Source organism: Stappia sediminis (assembly GCF_009826895.1).
In the GTDB taxonomy this organism is placed as follows: domain Bacteria; phylum Pseudomonadota; class Alphaproteobacteria; order Rhizobiales; family Stappiaceae; genus Hongsoonwoonella; species Hongsoonwoonella sediminis.
Window position 1 is genome coordinate 329,426 of sequence record NZ_WUMV01000007.1, and the last position, 21,207, is coordinate 350,632.

The 21,207-nt window shown below is 59.3% G+C and carries 22 protein-coding genes; 15 read left to right on the forward strand and 7 right to left on the reverse strand.

Annotated elements, in window-relative coordinates; translation table 11 throughout:
• Positions 1-11: 11 nt before the first annotated feature.
• The 3 genes from GR183_RS15800 to GR183_RS15810 form a co-directional block, all read right to left on the reverse strand.
• Positions 12-1,439 (reverse strand): dihydrolipoyl dehydrogenase family protein, encoded by a 1,428-nt coding sequence (locus tag GR183_RS15800; RefSeq protein ID WP_160776614.1) that lies wholly within the window; start codon positions 1,437-1,439, stop codon positions 12-14.
• A 66-nt stretch (positions 1,440-1,505) separates the two neighbouring features.
• On the reverse strand, positions 1,506-2,291 hold the full coding sequence (locus GR183_RS15805) for a TVP38/TMEM64 family protein (protein WP_160776615.1): 786 nt from the start codon (positions 2,289-2,291) through the stop codon (positions 1,506-1,508).
• Positions 2,292-2,328: 37 nt separating this feature from the next.
• Positions 2,329-3,150, reverse strand: a complete 822-nt coding sequence (locus tag GR183_RS15810) for a DUF547 domain-containing protein (RefSeq protein WP_160776616.1) — start codon at positions 3,148-3,150, stop codon at positions 2,329-2,331.
• A gap of 330 nt (positions 3,151-3,480) precedes the next feature.
• On the opposite strand from GR183_RS15810, the gene rpmH reads away from it, so the two are divergent.
• The 7 genes from rpmH to GR183_RS15845 all read left to right on the forward strand — a co-directional run bounded on the left by rpmH (position 3,481) and on the right by GR183_RS15845 (position 9,228).
• Positions 3,481-3,615 carry a 50S ribosomal protein L34 gene (gene rpmH, locus GR183_RS15815; RefSeq protein ID WP_160776617.1) on the forward strand — a complete coding sequence of 45 codons (135 nt, stop codon included), beginning with the start codon at positions 3,481-3,483 and terminating at the stop codon, positions 3,613-3,615.
• A 39-nt stretch (positions 3,616-3,654) separates the two neighbouring features.
• Entirely contained in the window at positions 3,655-4,086 is a 432-nt protein-coding gene (gene rnpA, locus GR183_RS15820) for a ribonuclease P protein component (protein WP_312846841.1), read from the forward strand.
• 33 nt (positions 4,087-4,119) lie between these two features.
• A complete protein-coding gene (gene yidC, locus GR183_RS15825) occupies positions 4,120-5,928 on the forward strand; it encodes a membrane protein insertase YidC (RefSeq protein ID WP_160776618.1) in 1,809 nt (602 codons plus the stop codon).
• 166 nt (positions 5,929-6,094) lie between these two features.
• Positions 6,095-6,739: a CatB-related O-acetyltransferase gene (locus GR183_RS15830; RefSeq protein ID WP_160776619.1), complete on the forward strand. Its 645-nt coding sequence runs from the start codon at positions 6,095-6,097 to the stop codon at positions 6,737-6,739.
• A gap of 56 nt (positions 6,740-6,795) precedes the next feature.
• Positions 6,796-7,452 carry a ribosome biogenesis GTP-binding protein YihA/YsxC gene (yihA, locus tag GR183_RS15835; RefSeq protein WP_160776620.1) on the forward strand — a complete coding sequence of 219 codons (657 nt, stop codon included), beginning with the start codon at positions 6,796-6,798 and terminating at the stop codon, positions 7,450-7,452.
• 124 nt (positions 7,453-7,576) lie between these two features.
• The gene (gene argB, locus GR183_RS15840) at positions 7,577-8,464 is read left to right on the forward strand and encodes an acetylglutamate kinase (RefSeq protein ID WP_208999873.1); all 888 of its coding nucleotides are present in this window, start codon (positions 7,577-7,579) and stop codon (positions 8,462-8,464) included.
• Between the two features lie 65 nt (positions 8,465-8,529).
• Entirely contained in the window at positions 8,530-9,228 is a 699-nt protein-coding gene (locus GR183_RS15845; protein WP_160776756.1) for a pyrimidine 5'-nucleotidase, read from the forward strand.
• Positions 9,229-9,240: 12 nt separating this feature from the next.
• On the opposite strand, the gene GR183_RS15850 is transcribed toward GR183_RS15845, so the two are convergent.
• Entirely contained in the window at positions 9,241-10,146 is a 906-nt protein-coding gene (locus GR183_RS15850) for a DMT family transporter (RefSeq protein WP_160776621.1), read from the reverse strand.
• Positions 10,147-10,369: 223 nt separating this feature from the next.
• Between GR183_RS15850 and dapD the strand changes: the two genes are divergently transcribed.
• Positions 10,370-11,224 carry a 2,3,4,5-tetrahydropyridine-2,6-dicarboxylate N-succinyltransferase gene (gene dapD, locus GR183_RS15855; protein ID WP_160776622.1) on the forward strand — a complete coding sequence of 285 codons (855 nt, stop codon included), beginning with the start codon at positions 10,370-10,372 and terminating at the stop codon, positions 11,222-11,224.
• 57 nt (positions 11,225-11,281) lie between these two features.
• Here the strand turns inward: dapD and GR183_RS15860 are convergent, their stop codons facing one another.
• On the reverse strand, positions 11,282-11,890 hold the full coding sequence (locus tag GR183_RS15860) for a cysteine hydrolase family protein (RefSeq protein WP_160776623.1): 609 nt from the start codon (positions 11,888-11,890) through the stop codon (positions 11,282-11,284).
• A gap of 110 nt (positions 11,891-12,000) precedes the next feature.
• Between GR183_RS15860 and GR183_RS15865 the strand changes: the two genes are divergently transcribed.
• The 6 genes from GR183_RS15865 (at position 12,001) to GR183_RS15885 (ending at position 18,664) form a co-directional block, all read left to right on the forward strand.
• Positions 12,001-12,852: a LysR family transcriptional regulator gene (locus GR183_RS15865; protein ID WP_160776624.1), complete on the forward strand. Its 852-nt coding sequence runs from the start codon at positions 12,001-12,003 to the stop codon at positions 12,850-12,852.
• A 73-nt stretch (positions 12,853-12,925) separates the two neighbouring features.
• The gene (locus tag GR183_RS15870; protein WP_160776625.1) at positions 12,926-13,357 is read left to right on the forward strand and encodes a DUF805 domain-containing protein; all 432 of its coding nucleotides are present in this window, start codon (positions 12,926-12,928) and stop codon (positions 13,355-13,357) included.
• A gap of 34 nt (positions 13,358-13,391) precedes the next feature.
• Positions 13,392-14,564: a succinyl-diaminopimelate desuccinylase gene (dapE, locus tag GR183_RS15875; protein WP_160776626.1), complete on the forward strand. Its 1,173-nt coding sequence runs from the start codon at positions 13,392-13,394 to the stop codon at positions 14,562-14,564.
• Between the two features lie 33 nt (positions 14,565-14,597).
• Positions 14,598-15,191 carry a hypothetical protein gene (locus GR183_RS15880; RefSeq protein WP_208999874.1) on the forward strand — a complete coding sequence of 198 codons (594 nt, stop codon included), beginning with the start codon at positions 14,598-14,600 and terminating at the stop codon, positions 15,189-15,191.
• 302 nt (positions 15,192-15,493) lie between these two features.
• A complete protein-coding gene (locus tag GR183_RS21695) occupies positions 15,494-17,482 on the forward strand; it encodes a hypothetical protein (RefSeq protein WP_202396127.1) in 1,989 nt (662 codons plus the stop codon).
• 3 nt (positions 17,483-17,485) lie between these two features.
• Positions 17,486-18,664: a substrate-binding periplasmic protein gene (locus GR183_RS15885; RefSeq protein ID WP_160776627.1), complete on the forward strand. Its 1,179-nt coding sequence runs from the start codon at positions 17,486-17,488 to the stop codon at positions 18,662-18,664.
• Positions 18,665-18,688: 24 nt separating this feature from the next.
• Here the strand turns inward: GR183_RS15885 and GR183_RS15890 are convergent, their stop codons facing one another.
• Positions 18,689-19,084: a tautomerase family protein gene (locus tag GR183_RS15890; RefSeq protein WP_160776628.1), complete on the reverse strand. Its 396-nt coding sequence runs from the start codon at positions 19,082-19,084 to the stop codon at positions 18,689-18,691.
• 114 nt (positions 19,085-19,198) lie between these two features.
• On the opposite strand from GR183_RS15890, the gene GR183_RS15895 reads away from it, so the two are divergent.
• On the forward strand, positions 19,199-20,071 hold the full coding sequence (locus GR183_RS15895; protein WP_202396128.1) for a LysR substrate-binding domain-containing protein: 873 nt from the start codon (positions 19,199-19,201) through the stop codon (positions 20,069-20,071).
• 6 nt (positions 20,072-20,077) lie between these two features.
• Here GR183_RS15895 and GR183_RS15900 read toward each other — a convergent pair whose 3' ends face one another.
• Positions 20,078-21,115, reverse strand: a complete 1,038-nt coding sequence (locus tag GR183_RS15900) for a ligand-gated ion channel (protein WP_160776629.1) — start codon at positions 21,113-21,115, stop codon at positions 20,078-20,080.
• Between the last annotated feature and the right edge of the window lie 92 nt (positions 21,116-21,207).

The window sequence follows — 21,207 nt, forward strand, 5'->3', positions numbered from 1 at the left end:
GCAGGGCCAGTCTAACCGAACTTGGCAAGAAAGCCTATGACGCGCCGAATCCAGGGGTTGCTAGGCGCTTGCGAATAATAGGATATCGCGGCCCGCTTCACGACCTCGCTGAGTGACGGGTAAGGCGAAATCATGCCCGCGAGCTGGCCGACGCTCAGCTTGCGCCCCACGGCAAGCGACATGAGGTTCATGATCTCTCCGGCCGAGGCGCCGACGACATCCGCGCCCAGAAGCCTGCCTCGCGCTCCGACAACCAGTTTCACGAATCCTTCCGTCGCGCCGGCGGCCTGTGCACGGTCGTTCTGGGCGTATTTCGCCTCGAGCACCTTCACCTTGTTGCCGAAACGGCTGCGCGCTTCCGCTTCCCCGAGGCCGATATGCGCGATCTCGGGATCGGTATAGGTAACCCATGGAATGATGTCACGATCATAGGTGACGGGCAGACGAAACAGGATCGAGCGAATGACGAGGCCGGCCTGGTATCCGGCAACATGGGTGAACTGAAGGCCACCTGCGATGTCGCCAATCGCGAACACCTTGCGATTCGTGGTCCGCAGCCCTTTGTCGACCGTGATTCCGCTATGCTCGTAAGCGATGCCTGCTTTTTCAAGGTCGAGCGTATCGGTGTTCGGCTTGCGGCCGGTAGCCACCAGCACATGCGAGCCTGCTATTTCACGCTCGCCGTCACCTGCCTCGACAACGACGCGGACTTCGCCGTCCGTTCCCGAAAGCTGTCTGACGGCGGTTTTCTCAAGAAGCTCAACGCCCTCACCGCGCAGGCTTTCGATAACCAGGGCCGTGGCCTCGGGATCTTCGCGAGGAAGCGCGCGTTCCGCCTCCACCACGGTGACTTTCGCACCAAGGCGGCGATGCGCTTGCGCAAGTTCCAGGCCGATCGGGCCCGCGCCGATCACGATCAGATGTTCCGGGCAAACCGTCAGATCAAAGATCGTTTCGTTCGTGAGATAGGGAACTTCGTCAAGCCCGGATATCGGCGGGATGGCGGGGCGGGATCCTGCCGCGATCACGAAGCGGCGAGCCCTGATGGTCGTCTCTCCGGCTTGCACTTCGTCTTTTGAAACGAACTTTCCGGCTTCCTGGATGACGGTAACGCCCAGCCCCTCGAACCGTTCGACAGAATCATGCGGAGCGATCGCCGCAATAACGGATTGGACGTGATCGTGGACCTGGGCGAAATCAACGTTCACGCCATCCGCATTTATCCCGAGTTCCGAGCCCGTTCGGGCGATCTGTGCCCGCCGAGCGGCAGAAATCAAAGCCTTTGAGGGAACGCAGCCGTAGTTCAGGCAGTCGCCTCCCATCTTTCCCTTTTCGATGAGAACGACATCCACGCCGAAGGCCGCGGCCGCGGCTGCAACGGTCAGCCCGCCCGATCCTGCTCCGATCACGCAGATATCGGGTGTCAGAACCCGTGCCATTCAGTCTCCCTTCGGTATGAACTCGCCAGGAATCGCACGCCGCCCGGGGCGTCGAACCTCCTGGTTCTAATCTTTGTGGGCCCGTTTGGCGGCTCGCCATTTCTTGAGGATAACCGGGATGAGCGAGACGACGCCCAGCGCGGCAAACGCCAATACGAGTTCCTTCGTAACGAGCGCGGACAAATCGATCCGGCAGGTTCCCGCTTCGGCACATCCTGGATTTGCGGCTTCCTGCGCTTCGATCACGCTATCGAGCCCGGCGCCCACGAAGGAATAGGCATATGTACCCGGCAGGATGCCGAAGAACGTCGCGACGATATAGGTCGACAATGGGACGCGAAAAAGCGCCGGCGCGATATTCACGAGCCAGAATGGAAATATCGGCGTAAGGCGCAGGAACAGGAGATAATGGAATGCATCCTCGCGAAATCCGTCGGCAAGGCGGTTGACGAAAGGGCCCGCCTTGTCCTTGAGCGCATGCCCCAGCGAACTGCGCGCCGCGACGAAGATGAGGCACGCGCCGACGGTTGCCGCGATCGCCGTAAGCGTGCCGGCGGCAAGCCACCCGAACAGGAAGCCGCCAAGGATCGTCAGGAACGACGCACCGGGAAAAGATAGCGCGACCGAGGCGATATAGACGGCAATATATGTGAGCATCGCGGCCACCAGGTTGCCTTCCACCATTCCAAGCAGCCGTGCGCGTTCGCGTATGAGGCTGGAAAGTGTCAGATGCTCGTGCCAACCTTGTTGGAAACCCACGGCCATCAGCAGGGCGATCACGCAGATCGGCGCCCATCGCCTGAACTTCGGCCAGATGCCCTCCCGCGATGACGGGCCGGACGGATCGTTCATTTGGTCCTCCGCACGGGGCCCGGATGCGCGGCCGCGTTCAAGCTGCATCATTAAGGCCCCAATCGTAAACATAGTCGGAAATACGCCGCGCCTCATCGAGCTTGCCGGCCAATTCGGGGCGGGCATAGTCGCGCCAATGGCCGATCAGGTCGGAATTGCCGCCAAAATCCTCCGAAAACCAATTGTAGATCTTTGAGGCCGTGACCCGCCCGTCCACCACGTTTACGCCGCGTGGGTGATTGATATAGTCGGCGGCGCCGGCATCCAGCATCGCATCGAGCCTTGCGCCGGTGAACGCTTCGAGCTGCAGGTTGGGACAGCCGAGCGATGCGCAATTCACCGCATAGTGCACACGCTTGTCGCCGAAGTCCTTGCGCAGGATTTCATGCTCGATGTCGTCGAGCGAAAGTTCCCGCCCTTCAACGGTAAGGAGTTTCTTTTTCCACGGTCCGTTGGCGAACAATCCGCCACCGAGATCTATGTCGCGGATCGTGCGGACCGGATAATGCTCGAGCACCACACGCACGGTTTCCGCATTGTAGAGATTGACCCAGAAGGCGAATTGATCCGCGCGTCCGAGCGAGGAAACCTTTACCCGCTGCAACTCCATCAGGTATGCGGCCAGTTCGCCGTAGCTCTCGCGTTTGAAGGCGGCGTAGCGCACGCGGTTGATCCCGTCGCGCGAAGAGACGACATATTGCCGCAAAAGCGAGGTCCAAACGCGATCCCCGCTATCCGCAAGGACGCGTGCGGGCGCCGCGAAGGCAAGTCCTGCCGCCGCAACGCCCGCGACGAAGCCGCGCCGCGATAGTTCCACCTTTTCCGCGCGAAACTTGTAGCTTGCGGGCGGTCCGTTCATGTTTCGGCTCCGGATGCCTAGGGTCTGGCCCCTTTGGAAAAGAGGCCTTGATATGCGGGCAATTTAGGAAATGACGGAACGAAAATCCGGCGCTTCACCCTGAATTGATTGAGGATTGCGCAGCGCTCAAGTGTCCGTGAAAATTCCTTGAGAGCCTTCCTCCGCCCGCAGCGCATTGACTTCGCGTTCCGCCACCCGTATAAGCGCGCACGATCGGGACATGCCGTCCGGCGGGCTTTCAATCGGAGCCAGGCGCCACCGGTGCACGGACGCTTTCCAAGCAGAACAATTTCGCAATAAGGGCCGCGCCTTGGGCGTGAGGTAAGAACAATGAAGCGTACATATCAGCCGAGCCGTCTCGTGCGGAAGCGCCGCCACGGTTTTCGCGCGCGCATGGCGACCAAGAATGGCCGTCAGGTGCTGGCACGCCGCCGCGCCAAGGGCCGCAAGAAGCTCTCGGCCTGACGCGGTCGCGTTCAACTACATCGCGCGGAGGGGTAGCTCGTGAACGGCGAACCCGCGAACGCCGCGCTGCCGGTCTTGAAAAAGCGCTCCGAGTTTCTTGCCGTTGCCAAGGGCGGCAGGCTTGCTCGGCGCGCTTTTGTGCTACAGGCGATCGAGCGGGATGCCCCACAGGGCCTGGAGGCCGGGGTCGCGCGCGTTGGCTACACCGTTACGAAAAAGGTGGGCAACGCGGTGGTGCGCAACCGGGTCAAGCGGCGCCTCAGGGCAGCCGTTCGCGAAGCGGCCCATTGCGCGCGCCCGGGTATCGACTATGTGCTTATCGGGCGTCACGGCGCTCTCGATGCGGATTTCAGGAGTATCGTCGAGGAGCTGTCCGCGGCCCTGAAAAATCCGCGCACACGCGCCGACCCGCAACGCTCCGGAGGCCGCAGAAGGCCGAAGTCCGCCGGCAAGCAAAATTCCATTCATTAGATTCAGCGCCGTTCGAAAGGATGAACGAGACCGATGGCTGAAAACCGGAACACCATCCTCGCAATCGTGTTGTCGTTGATCGTCCTTTTGGGATGGCAATATTTCGTCGCTCAGCCGCGCATCGAGCGCGAGCGTCAGGTCGCCCAGCAGCAGACGGAAGAGCAGGCCGCGCAGACCCCGGCCGGCGCCCAGGCCCCGGCTCCCGCCACGAGCGACGGCCAGGCCACGGCGCCCAGCGCGGGCGGTGAAGCCGTACCGGCCGCCAATCGCGACACCGCGCTTGCGGCGAATTCCCGCGTGACCATCGATACCCCGCGCGTTTCCGGCTCCATCAACTTGACGGGCGGGCGAATCGACGATCTCCGCCTCAAGGATTATCACGAGACGGTGGATCCGGAGAGCCCGACGATCGTTCTCTTTTCGCCCAAAGGGTCGCCCCGTCCCTATTACGCCGACTACGGCTGGGTCGCCGATCAGGGCACGGAAGTAACGCTGCCCGGGCCCGACACGGTCTGGAGCGCGCCTGACGGTGCGGAGCTTTCGCCCTCTTCGCCAGTCACGCTTACCTGGGACAACGGTGAAGGCCTCGTCTTCAAGCGCACGATCGCGATTGACGAGAACTATATGTTTTCCGTCGCCCAGTCGGTCGAAAACGGCACGCAGAACCCGGTAACGCTTTACCCTTACGGCCTTATCTCCCGTCATGGCACCCCGCACACCACCGGATTTTATATCCTTCACGAAGGCCTCATCGGCGTTTTTGGCGAGGAAGGCCTGCGCGAGGTCGATTACAAGGACCTGCAGGAAGATGGCGACATCCGCCCCGACAGGGTCGATCAGGGCTGGCTCGGCATCACCGACAAATATTGGGCGGTGACGCTCATCCCGACACCGGGTTCATCGTTCCAGCCGCGCTTTTCCTATGTCCAGGGAGCGGACAACTTCCAGACGGACTACCTGGGCGACGCGGTCGAAATCGCTCCCGGTACCAGCGGTGAAACATCGTCGAGCCTGTTTGCCGGCGCCAAGGAGAAGACCCTCCTCGACGCCTATGAGGAAAGCGTCGGCGTCAAGCAGTTCAACCTGCTGATCGACTGGGGCTGGTTCTATTTCCTGACGAAGCCGATGTTCTTCGTCATCGACTGGCTCTTCAAGCTGGTCGGGAACTTCGGCGTCGCCATCCTGCTCGTCACGGTTCTGGTGAAGCTCATCTTCTTCCCGCTTGCCAACAAGTCCTACGTCTCCATGAGCAAGATGAAGCTCGTGCAGCCGCAGATGAACGAGATCCGGGACAAGTTCAAGGACGACAAGCAGAAACAGCAGCAAGCGCTGATGGAGCTTTACAAGAAAGAGAAGATCAACCCGCTGGCCGGCTGCCTGCCGATCGTGATCCAGATCCCGGTCTTCTTCTCGCTCTACAAGGTGCTCTTCGTCACGATCGAAATGCGCCATGCACCGTTCTTCGGCTGGATTCAGGATCTGTCGGCACCCGATCCGACAACCGTGTTCAACCTTTTTGGCGCAATCCCCTGGGATCCGCCGCAGTTCCTTATGCTCGGCGTCTGGCCGCTCATCATGGGCGTCACGATGTTCGTCCAGATGAAGATGAACCCGGCGCCGACCGACCCCACCCAGCAGATGATCTTCACCTGGATGCCGGTGATCTTCACCTTCATGCTGGCGTCCTTCCCGGCGGGGCTCGTGATCTACTGGGCGTGGAACAACTCGCTCTCTATCGCCCAGCAGTACGTGATCATGCGCAGGCAGGGCGTGAAGGTGGAGCTTTGGGACAATCTGAGATCGACCTTCAAGAAGAAGGCTCCGGTGGAAGACAAGAGCTGACCGCATCGAATAATCCGGAGGCGGCTCATGCGGTCGCCTCCGGATAACAAAACGGGAGAAACGGGACGATGATCCACTGAGCCTGAGGGACAATTCCCTCGTGAACAGCAGCTGGATTTAAGCGCCGCAACCAGCGTTTCACAATCAAAGGCTCGCGTGAGGTCCCATGCCCGGTCCCGATCCGGATAATCGCCACCCGCTCAAAGGCGAATCCCATACCGTCTTTCTGAAAACCGTCATAACGAAGCCGACGATCGTTGTCGGCGACTACACCTACTATCACGACCCGGACCATGCGGCGGATTTCGAGAACCGCAACGTCCTCTACCATTTCGACTTCGTCGGAGACCGCCTCGTCATCGGACGTTTCTGCGCGCTCGCGACAGGCTGCCGGTTCATCATGAATGGCGCCAATCACGTGACTTCCGGTTTTTCGACCTATCCGTTCAACATCTTCAGCGAAGATTGGGCCGAAGGTTTCGATCCGGCGACATATGCGGATGGTTATCGCGGCGACACGCATGTGGGCAACGACGTCTGGATCGGTCGCGACGCAACGATCCTGCCGGGTGTTTCGATTGGCGATGGCGCGATCGTCGGCGCCTGCAGCGTCGTCGCGGGCGATGTGCCGGCCTATGCCGTGGTCGCGGGAAATCCGGCGCGCGTCGTCCGTTTCCGTTATCCGCCTGAGATTACCGAAAAGCTGGTCGAAATCGCCTGGTGGAACTGGCCGGCCGAAAGAATCACGAAACATCTCGACGCCATTCGCGGTGCCGATCTCGATAGGCTTAAGCACGCGGCACATGAGTGAAGGCAAACACCGGATGGCGCTCGACGCATACGCCATAGGCCGATAAAAGGCGAACCATGGACGACGAACTAGAATACTCAGATGCCGATATCGAAGCGGGCCGGCTGCTCTTCGCCAAGCCATGGGACTTCGTCACCAGCACCGCCGAGATCGGCCAATTGCCGCCGACCGGGCCGATCGAGATTGCCTTCGCGGGGCGCTCGAACGTCGGCAAATCGAGCCTGATCAACGCTCTCACCGGGCGAAAGGGGCTTGCGCGCACGTCCAACACGCCCGGGCGCACGCAGATGCTCAACTTCTTCGCCCCGCCGGAAGCCACGATCGCCATTACCGATATGCCGGGCTACGGCTATGCCGAAGCGCCGAAAGGCATGGTCGATGCGTGGACGGATCTCGTCTTCGCCTACCTCAAGGGGCGGCCAAGCCTGGCCCGCGTATTTCTTCTCATCGATGCCCGCCACGGCATCAAGAAGAATGACGAGGAAGCGATGACCACGCTCGACAAGGCGGCGGTGAACTACCAGATCGTGCTGACCAAGGCAGACAAGATCAAGCCGCCCGCGGTTGCGAAGCTCAAGGAAGAAACCGCGAAGAAAATCGCCCGCAGGCCCGCGGCCCATCCGGTCATTCTGGCAACCTCGTCGGAAAAAGGCTGGGGCATTGCCGAACTCAAGGCGGAGGTCTCCCGCCTCGTCGCGATTCTCGGCGGCTGATTGAGCGCGCCGCCCAAACCGGCTATAGAGCGAAAGTCTGGTGTCTCCCACGCTTGCGTCTTCCGGCAAAGCATCTGATCCTGTTATTCTCAATTTCGGCCACGGGCCTGTAACCAGAGTAGCCATGCCCACGAACGATCCGCACAATTCCGCTCACGTGATTTCGCAGGCGCTGCCCTACATGCTGCGTTATGACGATCAGGTCGTCGTCGTGAAATACGGCGGGCACGCCATGGGCGACCCGGAACTGGGCCAGGCTTTCGCGCGCGACATCACGCTGCTGCGCCAGTCGGGCGTCATGCCCGTCGTCGTGCACGGCGGCGGCCCGCAGATCGGCTCCATGCTCAAGCGCCTCGGCATCGAGAGCGAGTTCAAAGGCGGTTTGCGCGTGACCGACAAGGCCACCGTCGAAGTCGTCGAGATGGTCCTCGCAGGCTCTATCAACAAGGAAATCGTCAATCTGATCAATACCGAAGGCGGACGTGCCGTCGGCCTTTGCGGCAAGGACGGCAACCTGGTGACCGCAGAAAAGCTGCACCGGCGCGTACGCGATCCCAACTCCGCGATCGAGCAGATCCTCGACCTCGGCTTCGTGGGCGAACCGGCGGAGATCAATCCGACGGTGCTGAAGCTTGTCATGAAAGAGGAGCTTATCCCGGTCGTCGCGCCCGTGGCGCCGGGGCGGGATGGCGAGACCTACAATATCAACGCCGATACCTTTGCCGGCGCCATCGCCGGCGCGCTCAACGCCAAGCGCCTGCTCTTCCTGACCGATGTGCCGGGTGTGCTGGACAAGAACGGCAAGCTGATCAAGGAACTGACGATTTCGCAGGCCGAAGCCCTTATCGAGGACGGCACGATCTCCGGCGGAATGATCCCCAAGGTGGAAACCTGTATCGAGGCGCTGTCGCTCGGCGTGGAAGGCGTCGTGATCCTGAACGGCAAGGTTGCCCATGCGGTGCTTCTCGAACTTTTCACCGAACATGGCGCGGGAACGCTGATCCGCCCGTGAACGACGACACCGCCCCCATCGCCGCCGAAGGCCGGCACGCGCATCTTTCCGATCTGCGCACGTTCATGGGCGTCGAAGCCTGGATCTTCGACCTGGACAACACGCTTTATCCGGCGCATGTCGACCTTTTTTCACAGATCGACGAGCGCATTTCGACATATGTCTCCAGGCTGCTCGGCATCGCCAAGGAAGACGCACGCAACAAGCAAAAAGAGCTTTACCGGGACTACGGCACGACGCTGCGCGGCCTGATGGAGGAGCACGACATCGACGCGGACGAGTTCCTGAACTACGTCCACGATATCGACTATTCTCCGGTCATCCCGAATCCGGACCTCGGCAGGGCGATTGCCGCACTGCCTGGGCGGAAGTTCATATTCACGAACGGCGACCGCCCGCATGCGGAGCGCACTGCGGCGAGCCTCGGTGTCACCGAGCACTTCGAAGACATTTTCGACATCGTCGCGGCCGGCCTGCTGCCCAAGCCGAACAAGGAAACCTACGACCTTTTCCTGAAGAAGACCGGCGTTTCAGCGGCACGCTCCGCCATGTTCGAAGACCTTTCGCGCAATCTGGCGGTGCCGCACCGGCTGGGTATGCGTACCGTGCTTGTCGTGCCGCAGGGCACGCGCGAGGTTTTCCGCGAGGCATGGGAGATGGAAGGTGACGACGCCCCGCATGTCGATTTCGTCACCGACCACTTGACGGGCTTTCTGCAGGCGATACTGGGCGCAATAGCACCCACACCCGGCAAGCGCGGCTAGCCTCCAAGCCGTTCAGGCCACAAGCATGATGATCAGGATTGCGAGCACGATCAGCACGCAGCCGACAATTTCCTGAAAAACGATCCGCTCGCGGAAAACGAGCCAGGACGACAGGAAGGTGAAGACAAGCTCGATCTGGCCGAGCGAACGCACGTAAGCAACTTTCTGCAAGGTCATCGCCGTGACCCAGCCGGCGGAACCGAGCACGCCGACGAGCCCGACGAACACGGCAGCCCGCCAGTTCACGCCGCTTGCCACCAGTTGCTCCGGCTCGCGCCAGCGCATCCAGGCCGCCATGACGATCGTCTGGAAAACCGTGACGTAGGCAAGCGTAAAGGCGGCCTGCATCAGGAAATTCGGCCCGCCGAGCGAGAGCGACGCACCCCTGTAGCTTACTGCGGAAATACCAAAGAATGCCGCCGAAGCCAGGCCGATGAGCGCCGGCTTTCCCGCCATCGATGAAATCACGTTTCTTGCGGTCAATGGCGATTGCGCAACGGAAATCAGGATAACGCCCGCAACCCCGATGAGGATCGCCAGCACGCCGGCGGGCGTTACGGTTTCACCCAGGATCAACAGCCCGAAGATCGCCGCCTGCACCGGCTCGGTCTTCGAATAAGCCGTTCCCACCGCGAAATTGCGAAAGGAAAAGAGATAAACGAGAAGAAACGTCGCAATGATCTGGCAAATGCCTCCGACCGCGCCGGCAACGAAAAACTCAACATTCGGCGAGGGAAGCCCATATCCAGCGACAAGATTGAGGCCAGCCAGGTAGATCAGCGCGAAGGGAAAGCCGTAACCGAAGCGGATGAAGGTCGCCCCGGTGGTGCCGAGCTTGCCCTTGAGGTGCTTTTGCAGCGCGGACCTGAGATTCTGGCAGAAGGCTGCGGCGATCGTTATCGGGATCCAGAGATCCATGTGGCGGGCCTGCTTTGGAAATGAGTTGTTCGAGGCGGCGGGAAAGAACTTCTCGATAGCCGCTCCGTCCACGCTTCTGCAACTACCGGAGAGCGGTTTTTGGCCAATTGCCATGAATTTATGCCCGCCGCCGCGCAATCCCGTATTGTCCGGTTGACACATTTCGCCGGTCCGGCTTAGGTCCGCACAATTTCAACCGCCACATTGACGGGAACGCCTGCTCATGACCAACCAAGTCGACCTTGCCAAGCTCGAGGCCGTAATCGACGACGCTTTCGAGAACCGTGATGCCGTCAACACGAAGACGACCGGCGATATCCGCAAGTCCGTCGAGACGACGCTCGATCTTCTCGACCGCGGTCGCGTGCGCGTGGCGGAAAAGAAGGACGGCGAATGGGTCGTGAACCAATGGGCCAAGAAGGCCGTTCTGCTGTCCTTCCGGCTGAATGCGATGGAAGTCATCAAGGGCGGACCGGGGCAAGCGGTCTGGTGGGACAAGGTGCCCTCGAAGTTCGACAGCTGGAGCGCTTCGGAATTCGAGAACGCGGGCTTTCGCGCCGTTCCGGGCAGCATCGTCCGCCGCTCGGCCTTCATCGGCAAGAACGCCATCCTGATGCCCTCCTTCGTGAACCTCGGCGCCTATGTCGATGAGGGAACGATGGTCGACACATGGGTGACGGTCGGTTCCTGCGCGCAAATCGGCAAGAACGTGCATCTTTCCGGCGGCGTCGGCATCGGCGGCGTTCTGGAGCCGCTTCAGGCGGGCCCGGTTATCATCGAGGACAATTGCTTCATCGGCGCGCGTTCGGAAATCGTGGAAGGCGTGAAGGTCGGCGAAGGTTCGGTCATATCCATGGGCGTTTTCATCGGCGCCTCGACGAAGATCGTCGACCGGACGACGGGCGAGGTCTTCATGGGCGAAGTACCGCCCTATTCCGTCGTCGTGTCAGGCTCGCTGCCGGGCAAGCCGCTGCCGGACGGCACGCCGGGGCCGAACCTCTATTGCGCCGTGATAGTCAAGCGGGTGGACGAAAAGACCCGCAGCAAGACATCGATCAACGACCTGCTGCGGGATTGATATCCCGATTTCGAATTCAAGGGCCGCGCCAATCGGTGCGGCCTTTTTTGTTTTAAATCAGAGACTTGAGACACTCGGGAGGATGTGGGCGAAGCGGTCTCCCAGGCCAGCAAGTGCAGCACGGTGAAGATCTTCTGCCGAAATGGCGCCGCCGTCATGAACCGGCAGCGGCCGTGTCGCGCAGGCACTGGCGATTACGGCTGAGGAATATCCGTGATCGAGAGCGGAGCGGGCGGTCGCCGAAACGCACATATGCGTCATGAAGCCGGCGACGATCAACGTTGTAATCTCCTTTTCTTTCAATACCTTATCCAGTTCCGTGCCGGCGAAGGAATTCGGCAGGCGCTTGTCTATCACCGCCTCGCCCTCGCGAGGTTTCGCAACGTCCAGAAAGGCGCCGCCCCTGCCCGCGACATCGAAGAGACCGCCCGGCTGGCCGATATGACGAATGTGGATCACCGGCCAGTTTTGAGAAGCTGCGAAATCCCGTAACGATTTGATTTCCTTTAGTGAATTCTCGATGCCGGGGAGCGGAAGCCCACCGTCGAGATATTCACCCTGCGCATCGATGATGAGAACCGCCACGCCGGTATCAGGGCGAAGCCAGGTACCCTTGCCCGCCATTTCAAGAAGAGTGTGCGGCTGCAAATTCTCATTTGATATCATGATGTTAACCTTCCGATTCTGCGAATTTCCAGATCCTGTCCCGATATTAAACCTGCGAAATTGCCAATGGAACTCTCGATATTGCGGAACAACCCTGCAATTATGCAGGCATGTTGACTTGGGACGACTATAATCTGGTGCTGCTGATCGCGCGGAAAGGCACCCTTTCCGGAGCCGCAAAGGCGCTGAACGTCAATGAAACCACCGTTTCGCGGCGCCTCGCGGCAGCGGAGGAGCGCGCCAGCGCGACGCTGTTCACGCGCCGCAACCGCCGCCTGATACCCACCCCGCAAGGGAGCGTCGTGGTCAATTCCGCGACGGCGATGGAAAATTCCCTGATGGGCGGAAAAGGTGAGACAGGAAGCCTTCGTGGATTGGTGCGCGTCGGCAGCGTCTCTTTCGTGATCGACACGCTGATCGCCCCTCTCCTGCCGGAGTTCGCGGCCCGTCATCCGGACATCACGCTGGAGCTTGTCCCCTCCAACGAGACGGCGAGCCTTGCCTTGAGGGAAGCGGACATCGCGATCCGCCTCGCCCGCCCCGAAAGGGGAAAACTCACCGCGCGCCAAATCGGCGAGATCGAATTCACGCTCGCGAGCCGGCGCGGGACGAGACCCGAACACTTCATCGCCTATGAGCGGGATCTCGACGACCTTCCCGAAATCCGGAAAATCCGAGAAGTCTATACCGGCGAGCCCATCGCGAGGATAAGTTCGCTGGGCGGCATAGCGGAGGCCGCAAGCGCGGGACTGGGCGCGGCCATGCTGCCCCTGGCGGCGCTCGACGCCCACCCCGAACTTGCCGCGGCCGACCGGGCGGTTTCGGCGACGCGCCCGCTCTGGCTTGTCGTGCATGAAGACCTGAAGGCCCGCGCGACGGTGAGAATCGTGCTGGACTGGCTCGCCCGCGTTATCCCGCGAAAACTGGCCGCATCCGAAAAGCCCGCCCGCAAAGGCGCTTGATCGGCGTTCGCGGCGCACCTACTTCGGCTGAGAGCGCTTTACCCCCGACCGCTGCGAGTGATAAAGACCGGCCATGTCGCAACCACAACCGTATACCGGCCGCCTGAGCGTGCTCTGGCTTTTGTTCAATCCGATCGGCCGCGTCTCGCGCGAGCCCTACTGGCTGGGCCTCGCCCTGATCTGGACGCTGATGGGCATTCCATTAAGCATCTGGATGCGCTCGATCGACTTTTCGGGCGGGCTCGAAGAAATCCGGCTCGCCGACTTCATGGACTCCAACCCTCTGATTCCCATTCTGCTTTTCGTGGCGCAATGGGTGATGCTGGCGCTCGTCATCAAGCGACTGCAGGATCGCGGCCTGACCGGATTGCTCGCAATCCTCATCTTTATCCCTGTCATCGAACTGCTGTTCGTAATCGCGCTCGGGCTCATGCCCAGCCAGGATGGGCCGAACCGCTACGGCCCCTACCCGAATTCGCGCTGGCAAAGGCCCGGCAAGACGTAACCGACCCGCAGCAAGCCGAGGCTTTCACCCGCCGATGTCCGAAACGCTTTCCAACGCCGCACGGCTTTGCCGCGAGTTGATCCGTTGCCCTTCCGTAACGCCGGCGGAAGGCGGCGCGCTGGATTTCCTGGAAAAGACGCTGGGAGCGGCGGGCTTTTCCGTCTCCCGTCCCGTCTTTTCGGATGAAGGCACGCCGGACGTCGAAAACCTTTTCGCGACCATCGGTTCAGGCAGCCCCCATTTCGTTTTCGCAGGCCATACGGATGTCGTGCCGCCGGGAGACGAGGCGAAATGGTCCGCCCCGCCATTTTCCGGCGAAATCCGGGATGGCGAGATGATCGGCCGGGGGGCTGCGGACATGAAGGGCGGCGTCGCGGCTTTCGCGGCAGCGGCGCTGGAGTTCGTGAGCCAAAGAGGGGCGGACTTCGGCGGCACGATCTCGTTTCTCATCAGCGGCGACGAGGAAGGCCCGGCGGTGAACGGCACCGTGAAGCTGCTGGAATGGGCGAAGGCTGAGGGGCACACGTTCGATGCCTGTATCGTCGGCGAGCCGACGAACCCGGACAAGCTCGGAGACGCGATCAAGGTCGGCCGGCGCGGCTCGCTGACCGGCGAAATCACGGTCACGGGCACGCAAGGCCACGTTGCCTATCCGCATCTTGCGAAAAATCCGATACCGGGCCTCGTTACGCTGCTTTCCGCGCTCAACGCGCTGCATCTGGATGACGGGAACGAGCGGTTCCAGCCCTCGAACCTTGAGGTCACCACCGTCGATGTGGGCAATCCGGCGAGCAACGTAATCCCTGCAAGCGCATTCGCGCGCTTCAACATCCGCTTCAACGACCAATGGTCGCTCGAAACGCTGAAAGCGCGGGTGGATGAGGCCTTGCGGGACGCGGCACCCGACGGGCTCGACTGGAAGATCGCTTTCACGCGCGACGGCAGCGACAGCTTCCTGACCCGCGACGACGCGTTGATTTCGACGCTTTCATCGGCAATCCATGAGGAAACCGGCAGGAAGCCGGAACTTTCGACCGGCGGCGGAACGTCGGACGCGCGTTTCATCAAGACCTACTGTCCGGTGGTGGAATTCGGCCTTGTGGGCAAGACCATGCACCAGGTGGACGAGCGGGTTGCGGTTGCAGATCTCGACCGGCTTGCGAAAATCTACCGAAGGTTCCTCGACAGCTATTTTCCGGTGAAGTGAGACCGATACAAGGGAAAGGGAAGCGACGCGCGGATGCTGCAGGGCGATGAAATAAGGCGGTCGCTTTCCGCTTCCTGGGGCCTGTTCATGGGCCGGGCGGAAAGCATGCAGGGCTTCGACCTCAGCCTGTCGGGCTTCTGGCGCTCGTTCCTTGTCATCGTGCTGCTGGTGCCGCCGTTTCTCATCGCCATTGTCGCGGAGCGCAAGCTGATCCTCGCCAATCCGGAATTTCCGCATGCCGAGTTCAACGACGCGATCTACCTCGTCTCGCAATCCATCGGCTTCGGCCTCGACTGGGTGATCCTGCCCGTGCTGCTGGCCTTTCTGGCAAGGCCGCTGAACCTGGGGCAGGCCTATGTGCCCTTCATCGTCGCGCGCAACTGGACGACGCTGATCGCCGTCATCCCCTATACGGTTCCGGCCCTTTTATATGCGGTAGGCATCATCTCGGCGTCCGCGATGCTGCTTTTGAGCTTCGTCGCCATGCTCATCGTCATCCGCTACCGCTACATGGTGGCGCGCATCGCGCTTGATGCGACAGTCGGCCTCGCCATCGGTATCGTCATGCTGGATTTCCTGATCAGCTTGGTGATCGGAACGGCGATAACGAGATTGACGGGGTTTTGAGGGGCTGATGCGAATTATCGCGCCCTATTATGCCCTAAAGTTCGTTTTTGTTGAAATCATTGCTTTTTCTTTGACGACAATCACGAGTACTATTTTCAATAAACCGTCATGGGTTGCATTTCATCCAATTTTATTGTAACAATTTCAGATTGTTTAAAGTGGCGAGGTGCTACTATGAAAACGTTACTTCTTGCATTGGCCATCCTGAGCGCAATTCCGGCGACAGCTCCGGGACAGACGGCCTGCAATCCAGCGAGCACGGATTGCCGATAAGGCACCGTCCAACGATTTAACCAATAATAATGCACGACCTTGTCGCCCTGCTCTTCGGAGCAGTCATAATCGTGTTTTTCTCATATGAACGCTTCAATCGAGCCACCTACGAGGGAGGCCGGCAACTTCGGCGGCTGGTCGATCTGCTATCTCCCGACCAATTACGTGCCCGGCGGGTCGTCCTGAATGCTTATGGATTTTATGCAATAGCGCTCTTGCTTATCTATTCATTTCTCTGCGTCTATGCAGAACTCCTTCCGTTGCTTGGCGGGCCAAATCTTACATCGGATACACTTGGAGCAGATCAGCTTCCAGCCGTCCCGACCGCCCCCCCAGCGAACGCCACCACTGGGTTCGTACCAAGCAGGAATGGTAGCGCCATGCCATGGATGCAACCGCTTTCGAACACCGTGGAGCAGGCAAACACTAACAATATCATTGATATTGGCATCGACGCATCCGTTTCGCTCACCATTGCTCTGATTATGGTTGGATTGGCACCAACCTTCCCAATCCTGCAACGATTTGAAGACTGGATGCGAAGTGCAGCGCACCGTCTGGCAGGAATTCCAACTTGGGTAATCCGCGCGGGAGAGGATCTACGTCTCAATACTCTTTCAATTACCGCCGCTGCGGAGAATCCCATTCCCGAAGACACTCTTCTGATACCACGCGGCGATTGGGAGCGGATGGCACACTATTTGTCATCTGCAAAAGACCAAGTTGCTGCATCGGACGAATTTCGCGACGACTTGGAGTTGATCTTCGCAGTCTCAACCTGGATTCTGGATCGCAAACTTAAACTTGGCGACCTGCATGAGCGCGAACGCGAGCAATTTGAGAGACTTGAAGCCGAGTTACGCAGGCGTAAGGACGTGCTGATATTAGAATTGGACGAACTATCAGGCTTTCATATAGACCTAACGCGCACAAGAAAAAAGAAAAATTCAAATCAATCACAAATCTCAGGTAAATCTAAATCAAATGAATTTAAGAACGCAAATTGGGATCGCCTCGCAAACGATGTAGAAAATCTTACAGATGACCTTTGTATACTCCTAGCAATCTACGTTGATCACGAGATAATCACAAAAAATGAGACAACGGACCAACACTCGGTGAAGACACCCAAGGACCTGCGCGATAGCTCGGTACGTCAACAAGCTCGAGCAAAAGAGATATTGGAAAAATTCTTGGAAAACCTTCTCGACAGCCCTACGGACCACACGCATCTACGGCCCCGCGCAATGATCACTTGGTTTTGGGCACTCGGTGTGATCCTCCTTGTCACACTGCTTTGGAGCGTGTTTCCTGGGCAATTTGAAACCGCACTACAGCGTAATAACCCGGGAGATCCTTACTCTCGGGCGCTGCGCTACGTTTTTACGGCGTTCAACGCGTATTGCGTACCGATGATCGTGGCGCTCGCTATACGCGACGGCGGCATACAGTCACACCATTGGCGCAATATGTGGGCAGCACATTGGACGGTTCGCCTGCCACAGGCCTTGTTTGTCGTCTTCATCTCTTGGGCCATTGCCACCCTGTTCATCGTCGGACTGGCATTCTGGCCAGAGGTAGTTGACAAGGCGAGATGGGTAGATAAACAACAAAGCATTTGGTCAGCTCTGCGACCAGTATTCGAATATAATGCTCCGTCCTCACTCCGGGGCGCAATTCTTGCTCTAATTGTAGTAATATTGCTCGATACCCAGTCAGCCCTTCCACGAAACCGATCGGCCCGGCCGACCTATCTCAGAAGCCTGGCCTGGGCAGTCAGCGCAGCAGCGACTTTAGCGCTCTGCGGTGCAATCACCAGATACGTAACAGCTTGGTCTTCAGCGCTAAACGCTCTGACCCCCCGCCAGAGCCTTGACGAAATTGACCGCGGTTTAATCATCTACGCCGCACTCTACTCAGGCATCATCGGTTTCATTGTCATTTTTTGCATCGCCGAGGTGTTGTTTAACCAGCGCTCCGCGAAGGGAGTGGAAAGCAATTCGATTGCTAGGACTTAATTTATGCACAAGCTACTACACATATCTGTGTTCATTACAGCGTTAATGCATTCATTCGCATACTCCAGTACTGCGCACGCTGCCGAGGTCAAAGTAGCAGCACGCGTCGATGCGAAGCCTTTCATTTGGAAAGACGGCGAAACCGGCGAATTTCTCGGATTTTTCTGGGACATCTGTACCGAGGCGGTGCAGCGCGCTGATTTTCAGTTTCGTATACAAGAAGTAAAAACCGAAAACCGCTCGAACTTACTTAACAATGGAACAGAAGGATTCGACTTATTCTGCGACCCAACGACAATTACCCTCCAACGTATGAAAAACTTCTCCAAAGGAGGCAATGCGCCATATTTTGAGTTCTCACCGATTGTCTTCGTCGCAAACGGTTCCTACGTCCAACACGATCGCAGCGCCAAATTCTCGAAGGCATCGGGCGATCTTCCTGAAGATGCTCCCGATCCACCAGATTGTGATAGTATTTTTAATTGGTTAAAGGCTGCGAAAAACGATACTGACCTGAAAGAATGGAAATTGCCGTCCGAGGCAACGCAAAACAATAAGACCCTCTCACCGAAGGAAACTGACAACGAACAGCGAAGCCTTCTCGAATGGCTTGAAGACCGCTTCGCATTCGTGCTCCGACGCCCAACAAAAGAAACGCGAAGGAAAGTCAAACACTTTCAGATTTGGGGTTATGTCGACGGAACAACCATTGGAGAAGCAATCACCGCGTTCGCGAGTACAAAAGCACAAGAAGATACGAAAATTTGCACAAAGGCCTCAAAAACCCATGAGGAAGCGGCTAAGAGATTTTGTGATGGCGAATTCGCACGCTACTTTGGCGATGTGGAAATCGTCAAAGCCGCCATTGCCACGCAAGACGAGCGAATTGATGTAGACTGCAAAGTCGACCTTACACCCACGGCTGAAGGCACCTATGAGCCCTATGCCTTCGTCCTCTCCTCAAAATCTAAACCTGATTTTCCCGAACGTTTTACTATTGCGCTTTACAGTATGTTCCAAGATGGAACAGTCGACCGTCTATTCAATGGCCATTTCCCCAAAGCAAAGAAGTCTCCGCATTTAAGTACGCTGTTTCGGATCAATAGCATCCCTACTGGCGTCGATAGGCTAGGAAATGGCGCGCAGGGAGAAATCAGTAGCGGCGCTGATGTGAGTCAATAACCCCCAGATTGGTCTCTTTTTCGCCTAACCTCCGGCGGCCGCTACCTTCCGCGCTTCTTGTGTAAGACCATCATACCCCCATGCGGTGGAGGGGATTTCGTGGACGACCACATAGGTCGCGACGGGAAGCTGTGAGCCGAGCACGCTTTTCAGAAGGTCGTTCGCCGCCCTGACAAAGCGGGCCATCTCTTCCTCCGTGTTCGTGCCTTCCGTGACCTTCACGTCCAGATGCGCGGCGACGGGGACGGCGGCACCGCCTATGGCCCAGCCGGAGATTTCCGCCTGCTCGACCAGAACGGAGGTCAGCTCCTCCTTCTTGCGCATGATGCCGGCCATAAGCGCGGTCGCTTCCCGCTGGAGCTTTTCGACCTGCTCGGGCGCGAGCCTGGGGCCGGCGACGCGGATGTGAACGAAGGGCATGGGGCGATCTCCCGGTTTGCTGCTTGAGATTTGTCGCTTGACGAGAGGCATATTGCTTTCGCATGATCGTTTTGAAAATCGCGTAATTTAAAATCAATAGTTTGGAAAAACCGAATGGTTGGGCCGCCCGTGAATCTCGACATGGATGTGCTGCGGACCTTCGTCTCCGGGGTCGAGCTTGGCAGCTTCGCCAGGGCGGCGGAGCGGGTCGGCCGTTCGCCCTCCGCCGTCAGCCTGCAGCTTCGCAAGCTTGAGGACCAGGTGGGGCAGACGCTGTTCACGAAGAAAGGCCGCGGCCTTGCGCTGACCGAGGCAGGCGAAATCCTGATCGGCTATGCGAGGCGGATCCTCGACCTGAACGACGAGGCGCGCACCGCGCTGCGCGGGCTATCGGCGCTGGAAGGATGGGTGAGGATCGGCATTCCGCAGGATTTCGCCGAGACATGGCTGCCCGACCTTCTGGCGAGGTTTCAGCGCGCGCACCCGAAAACCCGCGTGGAGGCAAGGGTGGACCGGGGGGCGCATCTCGTGGAAGCCGTCCATGCCGGCACGCTCGACCTTGCGCTGACGTGGGGCAGGCTCGGCAACGAGCGGGCAGAAGTGCTGCAGGAACGGCAGGTCGTCTGGATCGGGCCGGAAAGCTATGCTTACGACAAGGCCGAACCCTTTCCGCTGGTCGCCTTCGACGAGCCATGCATGTTCCGGCGGGCGGCGATCGCGGCACTCGAGCGCGAAAAGATCGCCTGGCGGCACGTCTTCGCAAGCCCCAGCCTTTCCGGCCTGTGGGCGGCGGTCTCGGCCGGGCTCGGGGTGACAGTAAGGACGCTGGAGGGAAAGCCGCCGCAGCTCTCCGTCATCGATGCGCGCGAAGCGGGGCTGCCGGAACTTGGCAGGATTGAACTTGCGATGCACGGGGCGGGAGGCAAGGCCGACCCGCAGGTCGGCGAGCTGACGGCGCTTATCCGCGAGGCCGTCGCCTTCCGGTGAGCGGGCTCAAAGCCGGCTGAGGACGGCCGCCCAGATGCCGACGAGGGCAAGCGGAAAAAGCCAGCGGCAGGCCTGATCGATCTTCAGCGCCTTTTCCGACTGGCCCTTTACGACCAGCGCGGCCGTGATCGTCGCCATGATGAGCGAACCGAAGACGAGCACCGTGGAACCGAGGATGAGCTTGTCCATCAAGGTGAGGTAGCCGACCTTGGGCAGCGTCGTCGTCAGCGCGAACTGGAAGGCGATGAGCGTCAGCATCGACGTGGCCGAAAGCCCGATCTGCGGCCCGAACCTTTCGGGATTTATCCAGAAGACCAGGAAGGACATGATGACGATCAACGCCAGCGGAAACAGCACCTTCCAGATGTAGTAGCTGGTGTTGCGCTTTGCATGAATATAGAGCTTCACCATGGAATATTCGGCCAGAAGCTCGGGAATGGGCTCTTCCACCACCTCCGCATCGATGCCCGTTATCTCCCAGTCCGGGATGTTGAGCAGCTTCGCGAGCGAGGTGAAGCGCATGTCCAGCGTGAGCTGCACCTTGTCCTTCGGATAGCCGAATGCAGCAAGGCGCAGCGTCATGTCGTGCATGTCGAACGGGAACTGCTGGAGCTGGTGATACGTGGCGACCGTGCCGAAAAAGCGCTGCAGATAGACGACGACGCCGCCCTCGCCGATGCGCACCTGATCTGCCGCGAATTCTCCCCGGGACCGGCGCAAAAGGTTGGAGTTCAGAACATCGGTGACCGGAAACCAGACTTGCGAGCGATGCAGCCTGCAACCGGCAACCCCTTCGAGGCGGGGATCCTGCCACTGCTTGCGGATGATGAAATCGCCTTCGATCGACTGTCCGACATCGTCGATCCCGGTGATGTCGGCGACAAGAATGCCCATCTCGACGACTGTCGGGCCATCTTCGGGGCCGGGCAGGACTTCCGTGCGGTAGTCGTCGGGCAATTCGCACACATCCGCGCGCGCGGGAGCGGGGACGAACGCTGCCCCTGCCATGAGCATGAGAGCGATGATGAATATGAACGTCTTCAACCAGCGCCCCTCGCATAGGCCCCGCGTATTTCGACAGATTATAGGATTTTTTCGACGCTTCGAAGCTTATCTTACGCAAAGACATGCGCTGT

Coding starts and splice junctions, on each gene's coding strand:
- GR183_RS15850 (WP_160776621.1), bottom strand. CDS start 10,146: ATGGATCTCTGGATCCCGATAACGATCGCCGCAGCCTTCTGCCAGAAT.
- GR183_RS21695 (WP_202396127.1), top strand. CDS start 15,494: ATGCACGACCTTGTCGCCCTGCTCTTCGGAGCAGTCATAATCGTGTTT.
- yidC (WP_160776618.1), top strand. CDS start 4,120: ATGGCTGAAAACCGGAACACCATCCTCGCAATCGTGTTGTCGTTGATC.
- dapE (WP_160776626.1), top strand. CDS start 13,392: ATGTCCGAAACGCTTTCCAACGCCGCACGGCTTTGCCGCGAGTTGATC.
- GR183_RS15890 (WP_160776628.1), bottom strand. CDS start 19,084: ATGCCCTTCGTTCACATCCGCGTCGCCGGCCCCAGGCTCGCGCCCGAG.
- rpmH (WP_160776617.1), top strand. CDS start 3,481: ATGAAGCGTACATATCAGCCGAGCCGTCTCGTGCGGAAGCGCCGCCAC.
- argB (WP_208999873.1), top strand. CDS start 7,577: ATGCCCACGAACGATCCGCACAATTCCGCTCACGTGATTTCGCAGGCG.
- GR183_RS15870 (WP_160776625.1), top strand. CDS start 12,926: ATGTCGCAACCACAACCGTATACCGGCCGCCTGAGCGTGCTCTGGCTT.
- dapD (WP_160776622.1), top strand. CDS start 10,370: ATGACCAACCAAGTCGACCTTGCCAAGCTCGAGGCCGTAATCGACGAC.
- GR183_RS15895 (WP_202396128.1), top strand. CDS start 19,199: ATGGTTGGGCCGCCCGTGAATCTCGACATGGATGTGCTGCGGACCTTC.
- GR183_RS15880 (WP_208999874.1), top strand. CDS start 14,598: ATGCTGCAGGGCGATGAAATAAGGCGGTCGCTTTCCGCTTCCTGGGGC.
- GR183_RS15805 (WP_160776615.1), bottom strand. CDS start 2,291: ATGAACGATCCGTCCGGCCCGTCATCGCGGGAGGGCATCTGGCCGAAG.
- GR183_RS15800 (WP_160776614.1), bottom strand. CDS start 1,439: ATGGCACGGGTTCTGACACCCGATATCTGCGTGATCGGAGCAGGATCG.
- yihA (WP_160776620.1), top strand. CDS start 6,796: ATGGACGACGAACTAGAATACTCAGATGCCGATATCGAAGCGGGCCGG.
- GR183_RS15860 (WP_160776623.1), bottom strand. CDS start 11,890: ATGATATCAAATGAGAATTTGCAGCCGCACACTCTTCTTGAAATGGCG.
- GR183_RS15830 (WP_160776619.1), top strand. CDS start 6,095: ATGCCCGGTCCCGATCCGGATAATCGCCACCCGCTCAAAGGCGAATCC.
- GR183_RS15885 (WP_160776627.1), top strand. CDS start 17,486: ATGCACAAGCTACTACACATATCTGTGTTCATTACAGCGTTAATGCAT.
- GR183_RS15845 (WP_160776756.1), top strand. CDS start 8,530: ATGGGCGTCGAAGCCTGGATCTTCGACCTGGACAACACGCTTTATCCG.
- GR183_RS15865 (WP_160776624.1), top strand. CDS start 12,001: ATGTTGACTTGGGACGACTATAATCTGGTGCTGCTGATCGCGCGGAAA.
- GR183_RS15810 (WP_160776616.1), bottom strand. CDS start 3,150: ATGAACGGACCGCCCGCAAGCTACAAGTTTCGCGCGGAAAAGGTGGAA.